The organism is Schinkia acidoalkalinis, assembly GCF_054301215.1.
Genome location: NZ_CP182573.1, coordinates 67,744 through 90,787 on the forward strand (window position 1 = coordinate 67,744; position 23,044 = coordinate 90,787).

Sequence of the window (23,044 nt, forward strand, 5' to 3'; positions counted from 1 at the left end):
AATAAAGCTTTAAATAAAGTATTATGAGGAGGAAGTTACTGCATGGAACATCATAACAAAATTTTAGATTGTACCATTCGTGACGGAGGGTTGGTGAATAATTGGGATTTTAGCGTTGAGTTTGTTCAAGACCTATATAATAGTTTAAGTGCCGCTGGTGTTGAATACATGGAGATTGGCTACAAAAATTCTCCTAAACTTCTTAATGCGACTGAACCCAACCCATGGAGATTTCTTGATGATAACTTCCTTAAAGAGATTATCCCTGAGAAAAAGTTTACAAAGCTTTCTGCTTTAGTTGATATTGGTCGAGTAGACCCAAACGATATTCTACCACGTGAGCAAAGTGTTTTAGATATGATTCGTGTTGCTTGCTATATTCGTGAAGTTGATAAAGGCTTGGAGTTAGTTCAAATGTTTCATGATTTGGGCTATGAAACTACACTTAATATTATGGCATTATCGAGCGCACCTGAACATCAGCTTATTGAAGCGTTTGAAATGGTGAATGAGAGCCCAGTTGATGTTGTATATATCGTGGACTCCTTTGGAAGCCTATCACCTTTTGATATTGAGCATCAAGTGAAAAAGTTTAAAGCAATGCTTCCAAACAAAGTGCTTGGTATTCATACACATAATAACATGCAGTTGGCATTTGCCAACACATTAACTGCGGCGCGCAGTGGAGTTACTTTCCTTGATTCATCTGTATACGGAATGGGCCGTGCAGCCGGCAACTGTCATACAGAACTATTAGTTGGCTATATACCAAAAACTACTTACGAACTAAAGCCGGTGCTTGGGGTCATTGAAAAGCACATGCTGGAAATGCGCGAAAAATGGGAATGGGGCTATATTATCCCTTATATGATTTCTGGTTTATTAAACGAACATCCACGTGTTGCCATGGCCTACCGAGCTAGTGATGAGCGTGATCAATTTGTAGATTTTTATGAAAAAGTAACACAACCTGAATCATCAATTGCACCTGCGACAAAAAAATAAGTTGTAAGTTGTGTCCCAAAGCTCAAATCACAATGTGACTTGGGCTTTCTTTTTGTTTTTTTTAAAACTTCAGCTTGTTTGAAACTTTTTCCAGAATGATACGTTAAAATATATAATGAAGAAATGGGGTGATATTTATTGAGTAAAACAAAAAAAGTGATGGTGGGGATTTCATCAACAATCGTCATGCTCGGTTTAGGAGGCTGCGCTTCTGATTATGAATCCCAGGATATTCCCCCTGCACCAGATGATTCAAGCTGTTCGGATTGGGAATGGGACATGGATGATGGGGTTTGGGAATGCGATGATGGCGGTTCGAGCCACTATGGACATTCTTATTACAGAGGCCGATATTATGATAGCAAATCATCACTGTATAAAAGCAAAGATTATCTCGATTATAAAAAAAGTTCATCTTTTGCGGGAATTTCAGACGGTTCAGTCAAAAAGAGTTCAGGGTTTGGAAGTGGTTTAAAAAGCTTTGGTGGATAAAGGCACAGAGACAAGTGGTTTTAGAATAGAATGAAAGGAGAGTGTATACACTTTGAGTTTATATGCTAATTTTGCTTCTTATTTAGGGGTAGCGTTGCTCCTTTTAACGGTAGGAATACTATTATTTATCATCAGTACACCAAAATTAAAGGAATTTGGCTTGATTGCCGAAAAAAATATGACAGCAGCACTATCATTAGGAGGCAAAGTCATCGGCCTTGCCATCGTCCTTGGGGCAGCTGCTGAATACTCGGTGTCGTTGATTGATATGGCAATCTGGGGAGTAATTGGAATCCTATCACAAATTATTGTATTTATTCTGGCTGAGGTCATCACTATTCGTTTTAGCATACAGAAAGCCATTGAGGAAGATAATCGTGCTGTGGGAGTAATGCTGTTTTCCTTGTCAGTAGCAATTGGCTGGATCGTCGCAAAGTGCTTATCTTACTAACAAGGCGGTGGCTAACATGAGAAAGCTGACTTATTATATTGATAAAGGAAATGGGGAATATGATCCTTTTTATGAATATACCGTTCCAACGGTGGGGATTGATGAGTTATATGCCCGACAACTTTGTACTTATTTTATTATGAAAGGCCAACAGTACCAGCTAATTTCCAATGAATTAGACGGTGGCGAAGATATTGTTGTCATTAGGGAAATTGGAAGGAATGCACGCGTACTGGATGAAAAAGTGTTTCACGGTAAAGGATTAAATATCGAAATTCGGCGCTACCGTGAAGATGAGAACTATAAATTGCTATGCATCATTCCGTGTCAAACACATTTTGATATCATACGTTATCTTACAAAAGATGTAATTAATGTTACCGGTTTAGGGCAAAAGCAAGTGACCTCTACGGAAATCGATGAAGATAGGGGCGTCTATGTCCTATATATTAAGGACTTAGGGGAGGAGGATTAGTGTATTACGCCACACATGACTACGCTGAAAAAAGAAAGAAGTTTTACAATCGAGTGAAAAATTTCTGGGCCAATCTTTATGGGGAAGAGTACGCTCTTTATGATATCGCACCTATCAATAATGAGGAACTTACTTCAATTCGCCTTGTGAGTGAAAGGATTGGAACCATCTTTTTTAAAGTGTGTAAACTGCTTCGAGAAGTGCCGGATACGACACTTCTCGAAATGGGTTATCCAAGGGATACACTTGCTTTTCTAAAATTGAAAAATATAAACCCGGAGAGTATCATATCCAGGCTGGACCTTATCCCGACAGAAAATGGCTATAAATGTATTGAAATTAATGCAGATACCCCAACATTTATTAGGGAGCTATTTGATGTTAATGGGGAAGTTTGCAAGGAATTTAATGCAGGAAATCCAAACGAGGGCATGGACCAACTGCTTCGTAAAGTCATTCGCTGTAGTATCTTTGAAAGTGCTGGGAATCTTGGGCTGCAAAACCCAAATCTCGTCTTTACCGCTCATGAAGAGAATGTTGAAGACCGAGAAACGGTATTATACTTACAAAAACTTTCAGGACTTGTCTCATCTTTTACCCCACTCCATAAACTGCAGATTGAGCGAGGTGTTGGACTTTTCGATGAAAACGGAGCCAAAATTGATATTTTGTATCGTCAGACTTTCCCAATCGAAAGTATGATTGAAGATTGCGATCCATACGGTAATAGGATTGGGTTATGGCTTTTAGAACTGGTTGAGGCGGAAAAACTGGCCATCATTAATCCGCCCTCCGCCTTTTTATTGCAAAACAAAGCGGTACAAGCTGTCATTTGGGGTTTGCATCTTGAAGAAAGTCTATTTTTTACAAAGGAAGAGCATGCTTGGATTGAGGAATACTTTTTGCCGACCTTTCTTGAGCCGGATTTTTTCATAAAGGCGGGCTTTTCCTATGTCAAAAAACCTTCATTTGGCAGAGAGGGGGATACTGTAGAAATCTATACACCGGATGGACACGTATCCCATGCGGACAAGCAAAAGTCCTACACGGATTATCTACCTGTCTATCAGCAATATGTGGAACATCCTGTGGTCACCTTTAACAGTGCAAAAGGGAAGCAGACCGGCAAGCTTTTAATTGGCAGTTTCCTACTAAATGGTAAATCATCCGCTATCGGGTACAGGGTGGGTGGACCAATCACGAATAACCTATCCTATTATTTGCCTGTTGGAACAGAAATTTTAAATAGAAAGTAAAGGGAAATACATGAAGAAAATACTAAAACACTTTGTTAATGGTCTATTAACAATCGTACCAATCATCCTTGTAATTTACGTTGTTTATAAAATATTTACTTTTCTAGATAGCATTTTAGGAAATATTTTAAAACCATATATGAAGGAAGACTATATTCCTGGTTTTGGAATCCTATTCACCATCGCCTTGATTACGATTTTAGGCTGGCTTTCCACCCAATACGTAAGTGGAAAGCTTATTAAGCTAATTGACTTTATCTTGGATCGAATACCATTAGTAAAGACACTATATTCGGTTATAAAAGATACCTTTCAATCCTTATTGGGGGAGAAGAAATCCTTTTCAAAAGTTGCCCTAGTCGAAATTCCTAACACAGGAATGAAAAGTATCGGCTTTGTTACATCAGAGGAAGTCGAAGGTTTTGCTGACCCCCTTAAAGATCATATTGCCGTCTATGTGCCGCAAAGCTTTCAAGTAGCTGGCTTTACTTTTCTAATTCCGAAAGAGCAAGTTACCATTCTGGACGTCAAACCAGAAGATGCAATGAAATTTGTTTTATCTGGCGGGATTACGTCCAAGCATTAAACTATTTGGAACACGGGAGTCAATCTCGTGTTCCCTTTAAAATACCGAAAGAATCAACTTTATCAAATTTCATTTGTTAAAACCCCTCTCTATGTTTTCAATACTGTTATCATACTCATTTTAAAAAAAAATTATTGTTAAACATTGTTTAACAACTACCGGATATAATATTGTAGTGGATGAATTTGGGGAGGGAAGATGATGACTAAAACAAAAATAAGAATTTCTCCTTTGATGGACGACCGTGTACAACTACAACTTGAAATTGAGGGTATATCGAAAGAGGATTTGATTGAAGTTGATAATTCCTATTTGTTGGAAGTCAAAAAGGCTGCAAAAAGTGGAAATGAACTTCAGTTCACCATTTTTTTTAATAAAAGGTTTTTCACAAAAAAAGTGGTCAAAGCGGGAAATCCAAGTATAAATATGGTTTCTACAAATAAGTTACTTTCAATTCATATAACGTCCGACTTGAGTCAATCCGAGATTAGGCATAGTGACGGGGGACAATACTGTATTGAAACAGAGGTTGCTGGTGATATTTCCTTTTCTGTCAAATTCAATGTTACAGAGGAATATTTCCGTAAGAAAATTTTGGAAAAAGATAAAAAAGAAGCGGTGGATGACTGATTGGGACTTCCATTTACATATACGACAAATTGAGTAAAGCTTTGGTGGATATCAGGTTCGTTATGTCCTTTTTTGATTAATTTTCTTAATTTTTTGTCTGTTTTTGCGCTTACCCAGGAAATCAAGAAGTTCGTTCGTGAATATGATCATAGTTAAGGGAACTTTTGACTTAAGTTCCTTTTTTTGATTTTTGATTTATATAAATCTCAGAGGGTATCATCGTGATAGCATACTGATATCACAATACTAGCGAATTGATATTGTGATATTCTGTTTCTAGCAATATGCTAGCATATTGGTAGCATATTCTAAAATGTGGCTAATGAAAGTCCATTGCCAATATTTAATAGTATGACCAATATCACTACAATTTGATAGGCCTTTAAAACCGCATTATCTTTTAAGATATTACTTATTTTAGTACCTATTAAAGCACCAATAATGGCGGCTGGAATAATGGCAACTAGCATCGATAAATCAAAAACTGCAAACCCATGTGTTGTAAACCCAATTGTAATTACCTTCGATAATTGGGAAAACAGAATGGTGGCAATTGAATAAACAACTGCTTCCTTAATTGAAATACCAAAACAAAGCATTAATAGTGCAACATTAATCGGTCCTCCGCCAATACCTAAAAGAGATGCTAAAAATCCTAAAACCGTCCCAACAATAAAATACCATCTAAAACTTGTAAAGCCAAAGGATTTCCAGTTGTTTAATGTGTAGAGTAAGGCAAATAACAATGAAATAATGGTTACTATGATTTGTATCCACTGCACTTTAGCATCATCAGAAAATAATAGGAGTAATCGTTCAAAGGTGATGTTGCCCACTATACCTCCAAAAATAGATCCTATAATAATACTGCTAGCACAATTGAATTGTATATGAATGCCATTTTTTATCTGCCTAAAAGTCGAAACGACTGACATTACTAAAACAGCTACACTTGAATAAAAAGAAATTGCAAATAAATCATGGGCACCAATCGCATCCAAAATAGGCTTAATGATGACGCCTCCACCCATACCGGTTAGTGCTCCAATAATATCCGCGAAAATTATGACGAAAAAATAAATAATCCCAGTTATCATCCTTCATATCCCTTCCTACTTAATAAATATACTAGCATTATCGTGTTTTAGGAAGGGGTGTATGTCTGCAAGGGCTCTAATTCCTTTCCCTTTGCAATTATTCTAAAATTTTATGAAAATTTTACCTTTCCTTTACCTTTAAATTAAGTATCTATTACTTTCTATATCTATGATTAGCGATAAGTCATTATAAAGGGGGGTACTGGAATGAAGCATATTAAAGGCATTAACCAAAAGGCGAAAAATTTGCAACGAAAAATAGAGGAGGGTGAAGTGCAAGAGATTCAAGCTCTGCAATTACCGATGGGTTGTACAACCGTCTTTGATCCTGGTTGGGAAGCAGATAGCAGTGGGACTAGCTTAGGAAACGCATGTAACCCGATGGAACGTGATGTGTACGGTTGTTATGGCGACTGTTGGTGGGCGGCTCAAGTGCCTGATGGACTAACTGGACATCCAACATGGCATGAGGAATGTCCGGCAGCTGTTCGTGATTGGCAAAAATTAAAATTTGTGGGTGAGTAGGTGAATCATTGATGGGAATGAAAAAGGGAATCGCTCGAACTATATTTCTGTGGGCAGTCAATGCACTGGCAATCCTTGTTTTATTGACAGCTTGTAGTACGAAAAAGGAAGTAGTGGAGGAAGCAAAAGAACCGGTAGCTGTTGAAAACGGTTACAGTAAATTAATCCAAGACAGTTGTTTAACCTGCCATGCGAATCCTGACGGGAAAATAGAAAGAATTGCTGATGTCCGTAAAACACCGGAAGGATGGGAGTTGACAATCAGTCGCATGCAGAACGCATGGGGAGTTTCTATAACAGATGAACAAAAGAGGCAAATTATTAAAGAGCTAAGCTATACAAATGGATTGGCGCCAGAGGAAACTGAAAAATCGATGAACTGGATTACAAGAAAAGGAACAACGATGAGTGCCAACCCTGATGGTGTTTTTACCGAAACATGTTTGAAATGTCATGCCTCCGATCAACCAATGGCTCAGCGCCGTACAGCTGATGAATGGGATAAATTAAAAGACTTTCATATTGCTTATTACCCAACCACGATTTATCAGTTGCGCTTAATTGATTGGGAAGAAGAAGCGGGAAAGGCTATTGCTTATTTAAAAGAAAATTATGATTTTACAACTCCGGAATATAAAGAGTGGAAGAAGGATCCAAAGACCTATAATCCTGAAGGCAGCTGGAGAATTATCGGTATTTCACCAACCTATGGTATGTATACTGGTACATCCACTTTTACGAAAAAGGGCAATGATTTCTACGAAAAGAGAGCTATTACTGTTAATGGGAAGGAAGTAACTAACAGTGGAACTTCTATTTTATATAGTGGCTACTCTTTACGTACAAGTTTAGATGGGGAAGAAAGATTTAAAGGCTACTTGAATTTTGACAAAGCTGGTAAAAAAATAACCGGTTCAATGGTAAAAGTTGGTGATACAGGCATTTATGCTGATGAGATTTATTATGCAAACGAAGGAACAGCATTACTTGATCTATGGCCAAGAAGTATACAGCAGGGTTTGAAAACAGTGGTGCATATAGCAGGCGTAGGACTACCTGAAGGAATTCAAAAAGAGCAGTTGAAAACGAATGGTTTACTTGAAGTGAATAAAATTGTTCAACAACAAGGCGATGATCTTTGGGTGGAAGTTTCACCAAAATCAGAGGCTATGAAAACTTCAGTGGAAGCAGCTGAATTGTCTATTGATAGTGTTGAAGGCAAATTAAACATACAAGTATTCGACAAAGTAGATTTAATTAAAGTAGTGCCTGAACAGGGCTTAGCTCGTTATGGCGAAGAAAATCAAAGAAAATCTGTACAATTTGAAGCGACCGCTTACAAAAATGGGAAGGATGGCAAGCCAAATACAGACGATGACATTTTGTTGGGTCCTGTTGCGGCAACGTGGAGCATGACGAATCAGTCCGAGGAACTGGATGATACTGAATTTATCGGTACATTGGATAAGAAAACCGGTTTATTCACCCCTGCGAAGTCTGGTCCAAATTCAAATCGTGAATGGAGTACAAATAATGCAGGTGGAGTAAATGTTCACGCCCTATACAAAGATCCAATCAATGGTCAAACATTAAAGGCAGATAGCTTCTTACTTTCAACTGTACCAGATTTTGTAAAAAACGTTCATTAAACAATTTTTAGTAAAAGGGGAGAACTTTTATGTTAAAGACTATGACCGGAACGAAAGTAACTCTGTCGAATGTTATTTTATTTGATGTTGATGGTGAAACATTTATATACCAAGGTCTTAGTGGGGTTGTAACAGCACTGGATGAATTATCACTTGCTGTTGTTAAAGCATGCAAGTTAAATATAGAAGTGGCAGTAGAGGACCTGATTGAAGCCCTTTCTCCCTCCTTCATACCTAGTCAAATTGAGGAAGCCGTATATGAACTACTTCAAGCAAGCGTTTTATATGAAAAAGGGGAACGGAAACATCCCCTCTTAAAAACGACAGCAGTTCCCGTTGCGGAGGATCTTCCTATAGCAACATTAGTCTTTCACTTAATCAATTCATGTAATCTTGCATGTACTTATTGTTATGCTGTTGAAGGCGGCTATGGTGCTCCGCAAAAAGCAATGACCCAAAAAACGGCAACAGATGCCATTGATTTTTTAATAAAAGAGTCCCGCCATCTTCAAGAAATTTCAGTCATTCTATTCGGTGGTGAGCCATTTTTAAATTGGAAACAGTTAAAGCATATCGTTGAATACGGGGAAGAAAGAGCAATAGAGGCTTGTAAAACGATTAACTTCTCCTTAACGACAAACGGAACGCTTTTAAATGAGGAACGGATTGCTTTTATTAAAAAACATAAAATCGGCGTGTCCGTTAGTATTGATGGTGATGAACAGACACATGACAAATCAAGACGTTTTCAAACAGGCGAAGGTACGTATGAACTTGTTACTGAAAATGTAAAGAAGCTCGTCAACGAGAAAACCGGGAAACCGGCTGCAGCTAGAGTAACCCTGACGAAGCACTATCCGCATGTAATGGACACCCTTCGTCATCTATTAAATCTAGGCTTTCACGAAGTAGGATTTGCACCAGTTACAGAAACCGATGTTATGCTCATGCTTGAGAAAAATGAATTGAATCAGCTCTTAGATCAATTTGAGGAAATTGCTGATTATTTTGTAGAAGCAGTAAAAGAGAATAAATATCTTGGTTTCTCTAATTTAACAAATCTATTGGTCGAACTGCATAAAGGTCAATCGAAGGCTTATGGTTGTGGGGCTGGTCTTGGCTTTATGGCAGTATCACCATCAGGATCACTTTACCTGTGCCATCGTTTTAACGAAGATGAAGAGGTAATGTTGGGAAATATCTATGATGGCATCAACCGTCCTGCACAACAAAAATTACTCCAGGATTTGCATGTTGATGGGAAAACAACCTGCTCCAAATGTCCGCTTAAACATAGCTGTGCAGGTGGCTGCTATTATGAAGCTAAAGAGAGACAGGGTGATTTGACAGCACCAAATCTCCATTATTGCAATTGGATGCTGAGGTGGACAACGATAGGCTTAAAAACATATGTAAGAGTGATGAAAGAAAATCCTTCATTCATGGATCGAATGATTGGAATGAAAGGATAAAAATAGGCGAAGGGAGTGTTTGAAGTTGGTATTTTTAAAGAATAGTAGAAAAAGTCTTCAGCTATTGACCATTGCTTTAGTCTTTAGTCTTTTAACGGTCTTATTCTACCAAGCCACCATTGCAAAATCAGAAACAACATCTAAGGAAATGATTTATGTCAGTGGGCTTGGAGAAGTATTTGCCATTGATCCAGTGAAAAAGGAGCTCATCGCTGATATCGAAATAAATGGGGCTGCCCGTGAAATGACCTGGACCGAGGATGGGCACACGCTTTTTGTAAATGCCGGCGGCAGACAAAAAGTTTTTATTATTGATACAGAAAAGAATAAAGTCATAGACACGCTCACATTTAATAAGCCCGAAGAGAATATTACATCGAGAATTTTTGGGCTTGCTGTCGATTCAAAGGGTGAAAAGCTTTATGCAACCCTTATGCGAACACAAAAGAAGCGGGTAGAATTGGTCCCATTACAGCCGGTCATTGCTGTAATAGATTTAAAAACAAAAAAAGTCATCAAGGAAGTTGAAGTCCCTTATGGAACGCATGCCCTGCAATTTTTAGAAGATGAAAGTAAATTAATGGTTTGGGCGAAATCACTATATCAATTAGATCTTAAAACGTATGAATTAATAAAATATCATGATTTAATGGAGCCGGCTCATCCAGGTAAGCAAGGAATTGCCAATTATCTTTATTTCTGGCATAGAGACAAGGATAGTGCAAATTCTCTAACGGCGGGAATGTTTAAGTTCTACCCAGGTACGGAGAATGTTTCCGAGAATGTACTGATGGTCGATCGGTCCAATGGAAAAGTAACAGATTTTCAGTTAAAAGAACCATTAGGCCTTTTCTCTGTTGTTGTTTCCCCAGATAAAAAATACATTTATGGCGGTCAAAACTATATTCATAAAGTAAAAATGGACACGAAAGAAGTGACCACAATTACAAGTAAGGTAGGAACATCCTATGGATACAATATCAGCTCGGATGGCAAAACCTTATACGTATCAGGGGCTGGTCCAGACATTTCTTTTATTGATACAGCAACGATGAAATATCTTAAAGTTATCGATTTACCAACAGATACAATGGATGTTCGCGTGATTCAAATACAATAAAAAGTTCAATGATAGGAAAAGATCACTCCTACTTAAGTGGGAGTGTGCCTTCCTATTGTTAAAATAGTATTTCTGGAGGGGTGAACATGGAATTAGCCATTGCAATACAAGCAATTGAAGACATTGGCCTTTTGGAACAACCTTGGACTCATTCTAGATTAACAGAGCTGGAGAGGGAAAACTGTCAAGCCTTCCAGAAGGCTCTTTCTGAAACGATTGGGGAAACTCTGCCAGGGCGTGTTTATTTTGGTTCTGAATTTTGCCAATACCGCCTATATACAGGAGAAGAATTGATATCTGCCTATGAAATTGCTAAACAATCAGGCTATAATTTTTCAATTGTAGTGCCGTATTTACCCCAAATGCGAATTCAACAATTTTATTCAATTCTGTTGGATTTCCGAACGTTTTTACACCAATCATCCACAAATAAAAAAGTAGAAATTATTTGTAATGATTGGGGCACGCTTCAGCTTGTTAAAAGTGAATTTCCAAAAAACTTTACGATTGTCTTGGGCCGACTCATGAACAAGATGGTTCGGGACCCACGTACAACTCAATACTATAATCGTGAAGTTGCTCCGACATTGGCAAATACCCATTTTAAACAGGGAAGTTATTCAGTAGATGAATATCGGGAAACTTTAAAAGAATTTGGCGTTCAAATGATCGAATTTGATAACTTTTATCAAGGCGTCCAGTACGACTATTTAGATCGAGATTTGAAGGTAGCCACTCATTTTAATTATGGTAGTGTTGCGACTGGGCGAGCCTGCTTAGTCGGTACTTTGCATCTTCAGAAGTCTGAGAAATTTAGAGGTCATCAGGTTTGTAAACAACAATGCCGCCATTATACCGCTGAACTTGTGAATCAACATCCGATGATAGAGACGATGCAGCAGCGTGTTGTTCAAAAAGGAAATAGTGTTTTTTATGTACAAACCTTTGAACAAATGAAAATAGGTCTGGAGCATGCTTATCAAAACAAAATCGATCGCATTATCTTTAGTCCAAAAATTCCAGTATAAGGATGTGACTGTAATGAAAATCCTGGCGCCTATAAGTCGTGCAGATGAAGTAGAAATGTTAGCTGAAAACGGAGCCGAAGAATTTTATTGTGGGCTTTTACCAACTGGCTGGATGGCACAATTTTCAGGCGGGGTTTGGACGAACCGGAGAAATCCTCTTGCAAGCCTCTCAACATATGAAGAATTTGAAAAATTGGTTGATAGAGCGCATTCTTATGGAATTCCGGTATTTATCACCTTAAATTCCCCTTACTATACAGTGGATGAAATTCCAATTTTATTAGAGATGATTAAAGAAGCCATTGCCATTGGAGCAGATGCCTTTGTGATTAGTGATATCGGTTTACTAAAGAAGGTTCGGAATCAGTTTCCTTCTATTGACCTTCATGTTAGCAGTTTGGCAACGCCCATTAATAGTTACAGTGTCCAATTGTTTCGTGAATTAGGAGCAAATCGAATTGTCTTTCCACGAAGCCTGCATTTAAATGAAATACGCAACATCATCGAAATTGGCGGTCCCGATATGGAATATGAAGTGTTTATTTTAAATGACGGCTGCGTGTATGAAGAGGGAAATTGTTTTACTTCACATCAACTTGGGGCATTCTGCTCCACCGAAAATTGGCAGTTTCAATGGCATTCCTCCTATGGTGAAAAACAGCTATCTAAACGCGAAGAAGAGATACTGGGAGAACATTTGCAGGATTACCGAGAGTTTGTATGGTTCACAAATAGCTGCGGCTGCAGTTTATCGGATGAAGGCTTGCCCCTCGGTCCATGCGGGTTATGTGCACTTTCTAAATTAAAGGATATCGGTGTTACCTCATTGAAAATTGTTGGCAGAGAAGCATCTCCGTATCGAAAGCTTGCCAGTGTACAGCTTGTATCAGAAATGATGAAATCTTTACGAGCGGGAATGAATGAACAAGAATTGCAGGAAAAAGCTATTCGCATTCGGAAAACTCCTGAAAAATGTTTATCGGGCTATATGTGCTACTACAAATAAGAGGTGGCTTTATGAAACGTTATAAATGGTTCCTTCCTTATGTTAACCCCTTTTTTTTTCAGTTAGCAATCGTGCTCTTATTAGCATTGTTATCGACGGCCTTAACACTTAGCTATCCTTATTTTACAAGTATGTTAATCGACGATGTGTTAATAAGACACACTTATTCGTTAAAACTGGTTGTTTCATTAGCATTTGGCACGATGTTTGTGGGTTACCTTTTAACGGCCGTCAATAGTTTGCTTTATTTACGGATAACCTTAACAATGTTACGAAAGGTCAGACGAGATTTATTATTAAGAATCCAGAAAACAAAATTCCAGTTTTTTGTACATTGGAAAGTTGGCGACATTATTACGCGGCTAAATGGTGATGCGGCTGAGGTACAAGGTGGGCTGACAGATGTTATACTGCAGGGCATGATCCAAGTATGTACATTATCCTTTGTTACGTTTATGTTATTTTGGTTGAATTGGAAGCTGGCGTTGATGAGCATTGTTTTTGTTCCATTTCTAATTGCAGCTATTTTTTATTTTCGCCCGAAAATTGTGACTGTCAGTAAAGAGATGAGAGAACAGCATAGTATGCTGCAAAGCTTTTTAATAGAAAGATTAAATGGTATCAAGCTTATTAAACTAGCGGTCAGTGAAAAAAGAGTGGCAGATGAATTTGATAGCCAAGTCGAGCAAATTAATGAAAAATCATTTCAATACAGTCTTTTAACAACATTTGCAGAGGGTGTTCCAAAAATCACCATTATTTTAACGAGCGTGATGATATTTAGCTGGGGCGGCCTACAAGTTTTGGATAACCATATGACTGTTGGGGCCCTTATAGCTTTTACTGGTTATCAATCACGATTATTTGGTCCTGTTCAAAGTATTGCCGCATTATATATGCGCTTGCAACGGATGAATGTTTCCTTAAAACGGTTGGAAGAGCTTTTTGCCCAAACATCTGAGGAAGGTGAAAAGGAATCACTAGTTGAAGAGAAAAAGCAACCCAATATAAAAAGAAGAAAGGCACTAGCACCGTTATTGGAGTTTCAACAAGTTTCTTTTCAATATCAATTGAACAAACCTGTGCTTCAAGATGTCACGTTGTCTTTAAGGGACGGTGAAGCAGCAGCTATTATTGGGAAAAGTGGTATTGGAAAAAGTACGATGATTGATTTAATGACTGGAATCATCCGTCCAACAAAGGGAACCATTTATTTTCAAGGGCTATCATTAGATGACTGGCCTCTGGAAGTTCTTCGAAAAGAAATCAGTGTGGCATCCCAACAAGCCCCTTTATTTAATGGGACGATTGCTGACAATATTCGCTTTCATGTACCGATGGCGCCAATGGATGAGGTTATCGAGATTGCTAAGCTTGTAGGAATCCACGAACAGATCATCGAGATGGAAGAAGGCTATGATACAATGGTCGGTGAACGTGGAGCGGCGCTGTCAGGAGGGCAACGGCAAAGAATAGCATTGGCGAGAACATTATTAAAGCCTGCAACGCTTTATATTTTGGATGAAGCGACCTCGGAATTGGATGAAAGAAGTGAAATCGAATTATATAGAAGGTTAAGAGAAGATGTATGTTTTAAGCAAATGCTGATCATTAGTCACAGACCTCAAACACTTGAATGGGTAGATGTGAAGTGGCATGTAATGGATGGTAAAATCTATAGCAGTGAGGTTGGCCTTCATGAAGAAACGGTCGGTTAAAATTGCAGTCATTGATAGCGGCATTAATACATTTCATTCCCATATCTCCAACGTTTCCGGTGGAATATCGATTTCAGTGAGTGAGGATGGGTATTTACACTATAGCCCTGATTTTCAAGATTATTTGGGTCATGGCACCGCGGTTGCGGCCGCAATACTTGAAGAAATACCAGATTGCGAGCTTTATGCGATACGAATCTTTGAGCGCCAATTAAAAACATATCCAACCGTATTATGTGCTGGATTGGAGTGGGCGATTGACCAAAATGTGGACATTATTAATCTAAGCTTAGCTTTTCAAACCTGTCATGATGAATTAAAACGGCTTTGCAGCTTAGCAAAAAAAAGCGGTATTTCCATTGTGAGCGCCTATGATGAGAAACAAAATCTGCTATATCCGGGGCGCTTTGAAGAAAGCGTTTTTGCGGTGAGTGCCGGTACTATTAATGAAAATGAATTTTTATATATCGGTAAAAATCGGTATGAGGCCTGTGGAAAGCCAAGAGAATTAAAGCTTACGAAGGACATGTCAAATCTTTTTGGCCATAGTTTTGCAGCAGCACGATTTAGTGGGTTTCTTGCAAAACAATTATTACAAATTGAACGTAATTGAACGTAATTGAATGTAAAAGGGTATCTTTATTTGTTTAAAAATAACAAATAGTGATATCCTTTTACTTTTGTATAATTCAAAATATTTAAAAATATTTAAAACTTTGGTAAACTAGATTCTAGTATCTATTTAAAATAGATTAATAATTCGCTGTATTTTTATACATACTGATTTAAATATTCATAATAATTGAATAAGTTTACGTTGCTAGAGGAGGATGGATGCTTTGGCTCATGAATATATTTTAATCATTGATGATGAGAGTGAAATTAGTGAGATTATCGGTCTTTATTTAGAAAAAGAAGGGTTCCATTATTCAGTTGCATATAACGGTGAAGATGGAATCAACGCCGTTTTGAATAAAAAACCTGATTTGATTTTGCTTGATATCTTTTTACCGGACTTTGATGGATTCGAAGTTTGCCGCAAAATCCGTACTTTCACGGATACACCTATTTTGATTTTGAGCTGCAAGGATTCAGAATTTGATAAAATTATAGGATTAAGTATAGGTGCCGATGATTATATTAGCAAACCATTTAGCGTAAATGAACTCATAGCTAGGGTCAAAGCGCATTTACGCCGTAATCGCTTGCTTACAAAATCGGTGGCAGAACAGCCAACTAAATCAGAGGATGTGGGCAAAAAGGTTTATGTTTCAAAATCTTTGAAAATAGATATGAAAAGACACGAAGTATTTCTGCATAATCACCCGCTTTATTTACCTGTCAAAGAGTTTCAGTTGCTTAGTTTTTTCATGAAACATCCTAAACAAGTATTCAGTATTGAACATTTGCTTGATAGAATTTGGGGATTCGATGAGCTGGTTGGTACAAAAACTGTAAATGTTCATATTGGTAGTTTGCGGAAAAAAATAGAAAAAAACCCTCGTAACCCAGAAATCATAACAACTATTCGAGGGGTGGGGTACCGTTTTAATGAAATGGCTCAGCAATATTAAAGCTACATGTAAAAGTATTATTTGTTCCTTTTCATTTCGATTGCTTTTTGTCATGCTGTTCGTATCGTTAGTACCGATTATTTTTTTAGGACTTATTATTATGGTTACAACTGCATCAACATTGAAGGAACATTCCAATGAAATTGGTATTGCCTTGTCACATGATGTCATCAATCTATATAAAGATAATATCGAGGCACAGGCTCAACAAATCAATCTCGAACTAGAACAAATCAATCATGCCGTCATGTTTTTAAAAAAACAAGCGGAGATCATTTATGAAAATGAAGAAAATTACCCGGTTAAGGGTCCAATCAAACTTTCAAAATTCTCAGATGGATTTTATTGGGATGGGATTTTAGGAGATGGTATTTCAAACACAAACGTAATTGGACAGGAAAACATCACAGATGAGATGAGTTTGAATTTGGCGAGAAGTATTTATCTAGAGCCATTTTTTCGCGAAGCATATGAACAAAATCGTCATATTGCGGCGTTATATTTCATTACACCTGATTCGACATCACGAATTTATCCAGCCATGAATCCATATACAGAGATTAATGAAAATTATTTAGATCCAACCATTCCTGTTACAACATTTCCTTTTTATCAAACGGCGATGAAAAATCCAAAACCATCTAGTCATGTACGATGGACAGAGTCGTATTTGGATATTACCCATAGAAGCAATATGTTTTCTGCAACTACCCCGGTTTACAATGGCAACAAGCTATTGGGTGTAGTGGGTGCTGATGTCACTATCAAAACTGTGGTGGAAGAATTTTTGAATTATAAATTCAGCAACATACCCGGTGCCTATTCTTTTATCTTTAGTAAAAATGGCGGTTTAATTGCTATCCAAAATAATGGTATAAACCACTATAAACGAGTTGCACAGCCTTATATTGCAAGGCATCAGACCCTGGATAAACAAGAAATCGCTTACCTGGATGATGGCTACATTTTATTAACTAGTAAAATTAAAGAGGCGGATTGGTATTTAGGTTACATGATTAAAAAAGATAGTATTGTTGCACCAATTCATGAGAAAACATTGGGAGAAGTCCAATATATTTCAGAAAGAATTTCCACCCATATGGTTGGGGCTTCCATCCTTTTCATGGTCATTTGTTTGCTCTTGGCTATTTTACTATGGAAAATGATGACCAAACCAATAAAAGAGCTTCTGGTAGGGATTGATGGGATTGATCATGGTAATGTAAAGGTGCAAGTCACCCAGCCTGTTATTACTGAATTTAATAAAGTAATCCATTCTTTTAATAGTATGAGTACTAGAATATCAGATTTGCTACAGGAGTTAAGGCAAAGGTTGGAGGAAAAGGAGATTCTTCATAATAAATTAGTAATATTAAATCGGGGTCTTGAAGACCAAGTAAATAGTAGGACGAGGGAGCTTCAAACTGCAAACAAAGCCTTAATTGAAAAAAATATACAATTAAAAGAAATGGCAAAATCAAGATCAGCTCTTTTTTCTAATATATCCCATGACCTGAAAACGCCATTGACCTTATTATCGGCTTATCTTGAAGCACTTTTGGATGGTATGGTGCCAAAACAAAACCAGGAAGATTATTTGCGAAAAATGCAAGGGAAGATTTTTTCCTTAAACCGTCTTGTCCACGATATATATGAAATTAGCTTTCTAGATTCTAATCCTGATTTAGTACAAAAAAAGATTGTCTCTGTTTCAGAGGTTATCGGAGAATTAAAGAAAAAATGGTCATTTGATGTAAAGCAAGCTACTGTGCCCTTACATTTTAATTGTAATCAAGAAACGTTGGTGAATGCAGTCCAGTACACAATTAAGATTGATCTTGAATATGTGCATCGGGCGATTCTAAATCTCATTGACAATGCCTATAAATACGGGGACAAAACGAGCGCTATTGTTTGTACGATCGAACTTTTGGAAGGGCATTTAGAGATTGCTGTAACAAATCAAGGTGAAGCAATCCCTGAAGAATATCATTCCAAGATTTTTTATCGTTCTTTTCGAATTGATAAATCGAGAAACTCCGCCATCCAAGGCCATGGCTTAGGTCTAAGTATTGTAAAAGAAATTGTTGAATTGCATGGAGGATATGTGTCTGTTAAAAGTAAAGAGGAAGAAGGAACAACCTTTACAATTTCATTACCAATAGAGAAATGTAAAGAATAACAGGAAGTTCAAATTCTGAATATTTTTCTATATTTTTACTTTAATTTTACCTTTATGTGTCATTGTTTTTACTATAAACCTTTATTTTTGTATAGAGGGAGGTAGAGAAAATGCAAGCAAATTATCAATTATTTATTAACGGTCAATGGGTAGATTCTGTTTCAGGGAAAACGTTTTCCTCTTATAGTCCAGGTACTGGTGAAATCAATGCCGTTGTTGCCGAGGCTAATGAACAGGATGTGGATTTAGCTGTAAAAGCAGCTAGGAATGCATTTGAATCCGGCCCATGGGCTTCCATGTCGCCAAGTGATAGAGGGCGTTTATTATATAAAGTTGCCCAAGCTTTGTGGGAAAAAGCAGACGTTTTAGCAGAGGTAGAATCAAAGGATAATGGTTTACCTATTAATGAAACTAGATTTATTGCGATGCCGGCTATGATTGATGTGCTTGAATTTTACGCAGGTTTGGCGAATAAAATTCAAGGAGATACATTATCATCGCCAAGTAATCGTTTAAACTATACGTTAAAAGAGCCATTAGGAGTAATTGGAGCGATTGTTCCTTGGAATTTTCCATTAATGTTAACAATGTGGAAATTAGCTCCTGCGTTAGCTGCGGGAAACACTATCGTCATTAAACCAGCTGAACAAACACCGATTAGTATTTTAGAGATGGTGAAAATTTTCCAAGAAGCTGGAATCCCTGATGGTGTTATTAATGTTGTTCCTGGATATGGGCATATCGCCGGTGCAGCCCTATCATCACATCCTGATGTAGACAAAATTGCCTTTACCGGATCGACCTCAACAGGAAGATTAATAATGCAGGCAGCCAGCAAAAATTTAAAGCCAATTAGTCTTGAATTAGGCGGAAAATCACCAAATATCGTCTTTGACGATGCCAATATTGAAGACGCTGTCAATGGTTCCATGTTCGGAATTTATTTTGCCCAAGGACAAGTTTGTGCAGCGGGATCACGTTTATTTGTACAGGAAAGTGTATACGACAAGTTCATGGATGCCTTTGTTAAAAAGGCACAGACCATTCGTGTTGGGAACCCGCTAGACCCAACAACACAAATGGGACCACAGGTTTCATTAGAACAATTACAGCGGATTGAGCAATATGTAGCTTCTGGGTTGGAGGAAGGAGCGAAGCTTGTTACTGGTGGAACACGTAATTTGGCTGCTGGTTCAGGATATTTTTATACACCAACAGTTTTTGAAAACGTTACCAACCAAATGAAAATTGCCCGTGAAGAGATTTTTGGACCGGTCCTATCTGTGATTCGATTTAAAGACGAGGAGGATGCGTTGATAAAAGCGAATGACACAATTTACGGTTTAGCCTCCGGTGTGTGGACGAATAACATTAAACGTGCCCACCGGATGGCAAAAGGGTTGAAAGCAGGGACTGTTTACGTGAACACATTCAGTATGCTGGATAGTACTGCTCCTTTTGGCGGCACGAAACAAAGTGGATTTGGAAGAGAACTAGGAATACAAGCGCTTGATATGTATACTGAAACTAAACATGTATGGGTAGACTTAAGTTCAGAACATTTAAATTGGTACGGTGTGTAGAAAATAATATATATTGTTAGAATGGTGAAGACTTTTGGTTTAAAAATCCAAAAGTCTTTTTTATTTTTGGAACTTATGGCATGGAAATGAGCGTCTTTAATGAAATCCTCAAAATTACAAGTGTATAATAGTAATTCCAAGGAAGAAACTAATGAAAAGGTCAAACGAAAAGGAAATGAGCTACGATGACGAATAGTAAAATTTCTATTAATAATGGATGGAATTTTGACAATAGCTATGCGCAGCTACCTAGATTCTTTTTTACAAGCATTAAGCCGGTGCCAGTGCGCTCACCAAAGCTGATGATTTTTAATTCCTCGCTGGCAAAATCGTTGGGCTTACACGCGGATCAACTGGAAAGCCAAGATGGAGCGGAAGTACTTAGCGGTAATCAAATCCCTGAAGGCGCCTCCCCTCTAGCACAAGCCTATGCCGGACACCAATTTGGACATTTTACCATGCTTGGGGACGGGCGCGCCGTTCTTCTTGGTGAGCAAATCACACCTAAGGGGGAGCGATTTGATATTCAGCTGAAAGGTTCTGGTCGAACACCATATTCCCGGGGTGGAGATGGTCGGGCTGCACTTGGACCGATGCTACGTGAATATATCATCAGCGAAGCTATGTATGAGCTTGGGATTCCAACGACTAGAAGTCTTGCTGTTGTGACAACTGGAGAAGAGGTACTCCGCGAAACTACATTGCCGGGTGCAATTCTAACCCGCGTCGCAAACAGTCATATCCGCGTTGGTACCTTCGAATATGTTGCCAATTTTGGGCAAGGTGATGAGTTAAAAACCTTCGCAGACTTTACAATCGAACGCCATTTTCCAGATATTAAAGACGCGGAAAACCGATATCTTGCACTGCTTGAAGAAGTAATTAAACGTCAGGCGATGCTAATTAGCAAGTGGCAATTAGTTGGTTTTATTCATGGTGTCATGAACACCGACAACATGGCTATAAGTGGCGAAACGATTGATTACGGCCCTTGTGCATTCATGGATACCTACGATCCGGCAACTGTATTCAGTTCCATTGATCGACAAGGACGGTATGCTTACGGTAATCAGCCTCCTATTGGTGCTTGGAATCTTGCACGTTTTGCAGAAACCTTATTACTGCTACTGGATGACAATGAGAATCATTCAGTAAAATTGGCCGAGGGGGCAATCGCAAAATTTCCTGAGTTGTTTCAGCAGAATTGGCTTAGTGGAATGAAAGCAAAACTAGGAATTTATAATGAAGAAAAAGAGGATGAGGCACTGATTGGAGATCTTCTTAAAATGATGAAAAAGCATCACGCAGACTATACGAACACGTTTCGGGCACTCACCTTTGATAGACTAAAGGGCATGGATTTGTTTTGTAACAAAGACTTTAATGTGTGGTATAAGAAGTGGCAGAGTAGACTTGCTAGACAAGAACAATCAGAAGAAGATGCCAGGAGTTTAATGAAGAGCAGTAATCCTGCTGTCATCCCTCGTAACCACTTAGTTGAAGAAGCTTTAGAAGCAGCGGTAAGTCGAGGAGATTATGGCGTGATGGATCGACTTCTACATGTTCTTGCCAATCCCTACGCACATTCTCCCGAACAAGAGGAATACGCTGATTTACCAGTCCCATCCAATATTTCTTACCGCACTTACTGTGGTACTTAATTAAGAGCCGCTCCTTTCTAGGGAGGCTCTTTCCTTGATTTCAAAAAAAATAATCCTAATAAATCCTATTTGACATGTAGGAATTAATAGAGTAATATCTTTCATTATATAAAAATAACAAAATTATATTTAAAAGAGGAGGAGATTCCTATGAATAACGCACTTATCTTTGTGAATATAGCTGTGTTTCTAATTTTGGCTGCGGTCTTATTATTTATGCAAAAAAAACATGTTTCTTTTTCAAAACGTGTATTCACTGGATTAGGGATTGGAATCGTATTTGGATATCTATTACATATGATTTATGGAACAGATGCAGAAGTAACTACTAGTACAATAGATTGGTTAGGGATTGTCGGCAGTGGTTATGTGAAACTATTGCAAATGGTTGTTATGCCACTAGTCTTTGTTTCAATTGTCGGTGCGTTTACAAGATTGAAAGTTACAAAAAACATTGGCAAAATTAGTTTTCTTGTTATTGGTCTTTTGTTATTTACAACTGGAGTTGCCGCTGCGATTGGTATTGGTTCGACACTCGGATTTGGACTTGATGGTGTTCAATTGACGGAAGGGGCTCAAGAAGCGAGCCGGAATGCTGAATTGGTTGAAAAGGTTACATCAGTGGAAGGGATGACCATTCCACAGCAAATTTTGGAAATGATTCCAAGCAATCCATTTGCTGACTTGACTGGGGCGCGTCCAACATCAACGATTGCGGTCGTCATATTTGCAGCATTCATCGGGGTAGCATTCCTTGGTGTGAAACGGAAACATCCTGAAGAAGCTGAATTATTTGCTAAGATTATTGATTCACTGTACGTCATTGTCATGAGGATCGTAACACTCGTCCTTCGATTGACACCATATGGTATCTTGGCATTAATTACAAAAGTAGCTGCAACAAGTGATTATAAAGCAATCGTAAACCTAGGTACATTTGTGATAGCATCCTATGTTGCACTGATTCTTATGTTCATTGTTCATTTACTAATGCTTTCATTGGTTAAATTAAATCCAGTATTGTATGTGAAAAAAGGATTACCAACATTGACATTTGCTTTTACATCCCGTTCAAGTGCGGGAACGCTGCCTTTAAATATTAAAAGTCAAACGAAGGATTTTGGTGTATCTGAAGGAATCGCAAACTTTGCAGGACCATTCAGCCTTTCCATAGGCCAAAATGGCTGTGCTGGTATTTATCCAGCCATGCTAGCTGTCATGACAGCACCTGCCGTGGGCATAGATCCAACGAGCCCATCCTTTATTTTTACACTAATTATCGTCGTGATGATAAGTTCCTTTGGTGTTGCGGGTGTCGGTGGTGGAGCAACATTTGCTTCCTTGATTGTATTGTCAGTGCTGCACCTTCCTGTCGCTATTGTTGGTTTATTAATTTCAGTAGAGCCATTAATTGATATGGGACGTACTGCTTTAAATGTTAGCGGTGGTATGACAACAGGAATTTTAACAAGCCGTATTACGGGCGAATTCGATGAAGAAGTTTACCAAAAACGAGAAATTGTTGAAGCTTAAA

Annotated in this window: 21 protein-coding genes; 20 read left to right on the top strand and 1 reads right to left on the bottom strand. The window is 38.1% G+C overall.

The annotated features are described in order from the left end of the window. Nucleotides 1–42 precede the first annotated feature (42 nt). The 7 genes from ACNQFZ_RS00335 (at nt 43) to ACNQFZ_RS00365 (ending at nt 4,895) form a co-directional block, all read left to right on the top strand. Entirely contained in the window at nt 43–1,005 is a 963-nt protein-coding gene (locus tag ACNQFZ_RS00335) for an aldolase catalytic domain-containing protein (RefSeq protein WP_458413380.1), read from the top strand. A 138-nt stretch (nt 1,006–1,143) separates the two neighbouring features. After that, nucleotides 1,144–1,497 carry an aminotransferase yhxA gene (locus ACNQFZ_RS00340; RefSeq protein WP_458413381.1) on the top strand — a complete coding sequence of 118 codons (354 nt, stop codon included), beginning with the start codon at nt 1,144–1,146 and terminating at the stop codon, nt 1,495–1,497. A gap of 52 nt (nt 1,498–1,549) precedes the next feature. Then, nucleotides 1,550–1,948, top strand: coding sequence for a DUF350 domain-containing protein (locus ACNQFZ_RS00345; RefSeq protein ID WP_458413382.1), 399 nt, complete (start codon nt 1,550–1,552; stop codon nt 1,946–1,948). Between the two features lie 16 nt (nt 1,949–1,964). Next, nucleotides 1,965–2,423, top strand: coding sequence for an RNA helicase (locus ACNQFZ_RS00350; protein WP_458413383.1), 459 nt, complete (start codon nt 1,965–1,967; stop codon nt 2,421–2,423). After that, nucleotides 2,423–3,679, top strand: a complete 1,257-nt coding sequence (locus ACNQFZ_RS00355; protein WP_458413384.1) for a glutathionylspermidine synthase family protein — start codon at nt 2,423–2,425, stop codon at nt 3,677–3,679. The genes ACNQFZ_RS00350 and ACNQFZ_RS00355 overlap by 1 nt, the downstream gene beginning before the upstream one ends. Nucleotides 3,680–3,689: 10 nt before the next feature. Then, a complete protein-coding gene (locus ACNQFZ_RS00360) occupies nt 3,690–4,265 on the top strand; it encodes a DUF502 domain-containing protein (RefSeq protein WP_458413385.1) in 576 nt (191 codons plus the stop codon). Between the two features lie 198 nt (nt 4,266–4,463). Next, nucleotides 4,464–4,895 (top strand): hypothetical protein, encoded by a 432-nt coding sequence (locus ACNQFZ_RS00365; RefSeq protein ID WP_458413386.1) that lies wholly within the window; start codon nt 4,464–4,466, stop codon nt 4,893–4,895. Between the two features lie 308 nt (nt 4,896–5,203). Here ACNQFZ_RS00365 and ACNQFZ_RS00370 read toward each other — a convergent pair whose 3' ends face one another. Beyond that, the gene (locus tag ACNQFZ_RS00370) at nt 5,204–5,992 is read right to left on the bottom strand and encodes a sulfite exporter TauE/SafE family protein (protein WP_458413387.1); all 789 of its coding nucleotides are present in this window, start codon (nt 5,990–5,992) and stop codon (nt 5,204–5,206) included. A 207-nt stretch (nt 5,993–6,199) separates the two neighbouring features. Here ACNQFZ_RS00370 and qhpC point away from each other — a divergent pair, with 207 nt between their 5' ends. From qhpC to ACNQFZ_RS00435, 13 genes are all read left to right on the top strand, one after another. Further along, nucleotides 6,200–6,517 carry a quinohemoprotein amine dehydrogenase subunit gamma gene (gene qhpC, locus ACNQFZ_RS00375; RefSeq protein ID WP_458413388.1) on the top strand — a complete coding sequence of 106 codons (318 nt, stop codon included), beginning with the start codon at nt 6,200–6,202 and terminating at the stop codon, nt 6,515–6,517. An 11-nt stretch (nt 6,518–6,528) separates the two neighbouring features. Further along, nucleotides 6,529–8,166, top strand: coding sequence for a quinohemoprotein amine dehydrogenase subunit alpha (peaA, locus tag ACNQFZ_RS00380; protein WP_458413389.1), 1,638 nt, complete (start codon nt 6,529–6,531; stop codon nt 8,164–8,166). 29 nt (nt 8,167–8,195) lie between these two features. Next, complete coding sequence (locus tag ACNQFZ_RS00385; protein ID WP_458413390.1) at nt 8,196–9,638, top strand: radical SAM protein; 1,443 nt, start codon at nt 8,196–8,198, stop codon at nt 9,636–9,638. Nucleotides 9,639–9,663: 25 nt separating this feature from the next. Then, complete coding sequence (locus ACNQFZ_RS00390) at nt 9,664–10,758, top strand: YncE family protein (RefSeq protein ID WP_458413391.1); 1,095 nt, start codon at nt 9,664–9,666, stop codon at nt 10,756–10,758. Between the two features lie 86 nt (nt 10,759–10,844). After that, nucleotides 10,845–11,786, top strand: coding sequence for a hypothetical protein (locus tag ACNQFZ_RS00395; RefSeq protein ID WP_458413392.1), 942 nt, complete (start codon nt 10,845–10,847; stop codon nt 11,784–11,786). A gap of 13 nt (nt 11,787–11,799) precedes the next feature. Beyond that, nucleotides 11,800–12,792: a U32 family peptidase gene (locus ACNQFZ_RS00400; protein ID WP_458413393.1), complete on the top strand. Its 993-nt coding sequence runs from the start codon at nt 11,800–11,802 to the stop codon at nt 12,790–12,792. 11 nt (nt 12,793–12,803) lie between these two features. Further along, on the top strand, nt 12,804–14,510 hold the full coding sequence (locus ACNQFZ_RS00405; RefSeq protein ID WP_458413394.1) for an ABC transporter ATP-binding protein: 1,707 nt from the start codon (nt 12,804–12,806) through the stop codon (nt 14,508–14,510). Then, nucleotides 14,491–15,123 carry a S8 family serine peptidase gene (locus ACNQFZ_RS00410; protein WP_458413395.1) on the top strand — a complete coding sequence of 211 codons (633 nt, stop codon included), beginning with the start codon at nt 14,491–14,493 and terminating at the stop codon, nt 15,121–15,123. The genes ACNQFZ_RS00405 and ACNQFZ_RS00410 overlap by 20 nt, the downstream gene beginning before the upstream one ends. A gap of 226 nt (nt 15,124–15,349) precedes the next feature. Next, nucleotides 15,350–16,084 (top strand): response regulator, encoded by a 735-nt coding sequence (locus ACNQFZ_RS00415; RefSeq protein ID WP_458413396.1) that lies wholly within the window; start codon nt 15,350–15,352, stop codon nt 16,082–16,084. After that, a complete protein-coding gene (locus ACNQFZ_RS00420) occupies nt 16,062–18,266 on the top strand; it encodes an ATP-binding protein (protein WP_458413397.1) in 2,205 nt (734 codons plus the stop codon). Before ACNQFZ_RS00415 ends, ACNQFZ_RS00420 begins: the two co-directional genes overlap by 23 nt. A 110-nt stretch (nt 18,267–18,376) precedes the next feature. Further along, nucleotides 18,377–19,849 carry an aldehyde dehydrogenase family protein gene (locus ACNQFZ_RS00425; protein WP_458413398.1) on the top strand — a complete coding sequence of 491 codons (1,473 nt, stop codon included), beginning with the start codon at nt 18,377–18,379 and terminating at the stop codon, nt 19,847–19,849. A 185-nt stretch (nt 19,850–20,034) separates the two neighbouring features. After that, nucleotides 20,035–21,510 (top strand): protein adenylyltransferase SelO, encoded by a 1,476-nt coding sequence (locus ACNQFZ_RS00430; protein ID WP_458413399.1) that lies wholly within the window; start codon nt 20,035–20,037, stop codon nt 21,508–21,510. A gap of 150 nt (nt 21,511–21,660) precedes the next feature. After that, on the top strand, nt 21,661–23,043 hold the full coding sequence (locus tag ACNQFZ_RS00435) for an L-cystine transporter (protein WP_458413400.1): 1,383 nt from the start codon (nt 21,661–21,663) through the stop codon (nt 23,041–23,043). The last annotated feature ends 1 nt before the right edge of the window (nt 23,044 follow it).

What these genes read in the sequence shown, in the direction of transcription:
- ACNQFZ_RS00370 (WP_458413387.1), bottom strand. Translation starts at nt 5,992, where the DNA reads ATGATAACTGGGATTATTTATTTTTTCGTCATAATTTTCGCGGATATT.
- ACNQFZ_RS00430 (WP_458413399.1), top strand. Translation starts at nt 20,035, where the DNA reads ATGACGAATAGTAAAATTTCTATTAATAATGGATGGAATTTTGACAAT.
- ACNQFZ_RS00435 (WP_458413400.1), top strand. Translation starts at nt 21,661, where the DNA reads ATGAATAACGCACTTATCTTTGTGAATATAGCTGTGTTTCTAATTTTG.
- ACNQFZ_RS00360 (WP_458413385.1), top strand. Translation starts at nt 3,690, where the DNA reads ATGAAGAAAATACTAAAACACTTTGTTAATGGTCTATTAACAATCGTA.
- ACNQFZ_RS00335 (WP_458413380.1), top strand. Translation starts at nt 43, where the DNA reads ATGGAACATCATAACAAAATTTTAGATTGTACCATTCGTGACGGAGGG.
- ACNQFZ_RS00400 (WP_458413393.1), top strand. Translation starts at nt 11,800, where the DNA reads ATGAAAATCCTGGCGCCTATAAGTCGTGCAGATGAAGTAGAAATGTTA.
- ACNQFZ_RS00410 (WP_458413395.1), top strand. Translation starts at nt 14,491, where the DNA reads ATGAAGAAACGGTCGGTTAAAATTGCAGTCATTGATAGCGGCATTAAT.
- qhpC (WP_458413388.1), top strand. Translation starts at nt 6,200, where the DNA reads ATGAAGCATATTAAAGGCATTAACCAAAAGGCGAAAAATTTGCAACGA.
- ACNQFZ_RS00385 (WP_458413390.1), top strand. Translation starts at nt 8,196, where the DNA reads ATGTTAAAGACTATGACCGGAACGAAAGTAACTCTGTCGAATGTTATT.
- ACNQFZ_RS00420 (WP_458413397.1), top strand. Translation starts at nt 16,062, where the DNA reads ATGAAATGGCTCAGCAATATTAAAGCTACATGTAAAAGTATTATTTGT.
- ACNQFZ_RS00425 (WP_458413398.1), top strand. Translation starts at nt 18,377, where the DNA reads ATGCAAGCAAATTATCAATTATTTATTAACGGTCAATGGGTAGATTCT.
- ACNQFZ_RS00395 (WP_458413392.1), top strand. Translation starts at nt 10,845, where the DNA reads ATGGAATTAGCCATTGCAATACAAGCAATTGAAGACATTGGCCTTTTG.
- peaA (WP_458413389.1), top strand. Translation starts at nt 6,529, where the DNA reads ATGGGAATGAAAAAGGGAATCGCTCGAACTATATTTCTGTGGGCAGTC.
- ACNQFZ_RS00405 (WP_458413394.1), top strand. Translation starts at nt 12,804, where the DNA reads ATGAAACGTTATAAATGGTTCCTTCCTTATGTTAACCCCTTTTTTTTT.
- ACNQFZ_RS00365 (WP_458413386.1), top strand. Translation starts at nt 4,464, where the DNA reads ATGATGACTAAAACAAAAATAAGAATTTCTCCTTTGATGGACGACCGT.
- ACNQFZ_RS00350 (WP_458413383.1), top strand. Translation starts at nt 1,965, where the DNA reads ATGAGAAAGCTGACTTATTATATTGATAAAGGAAATGGGGAATATGAT.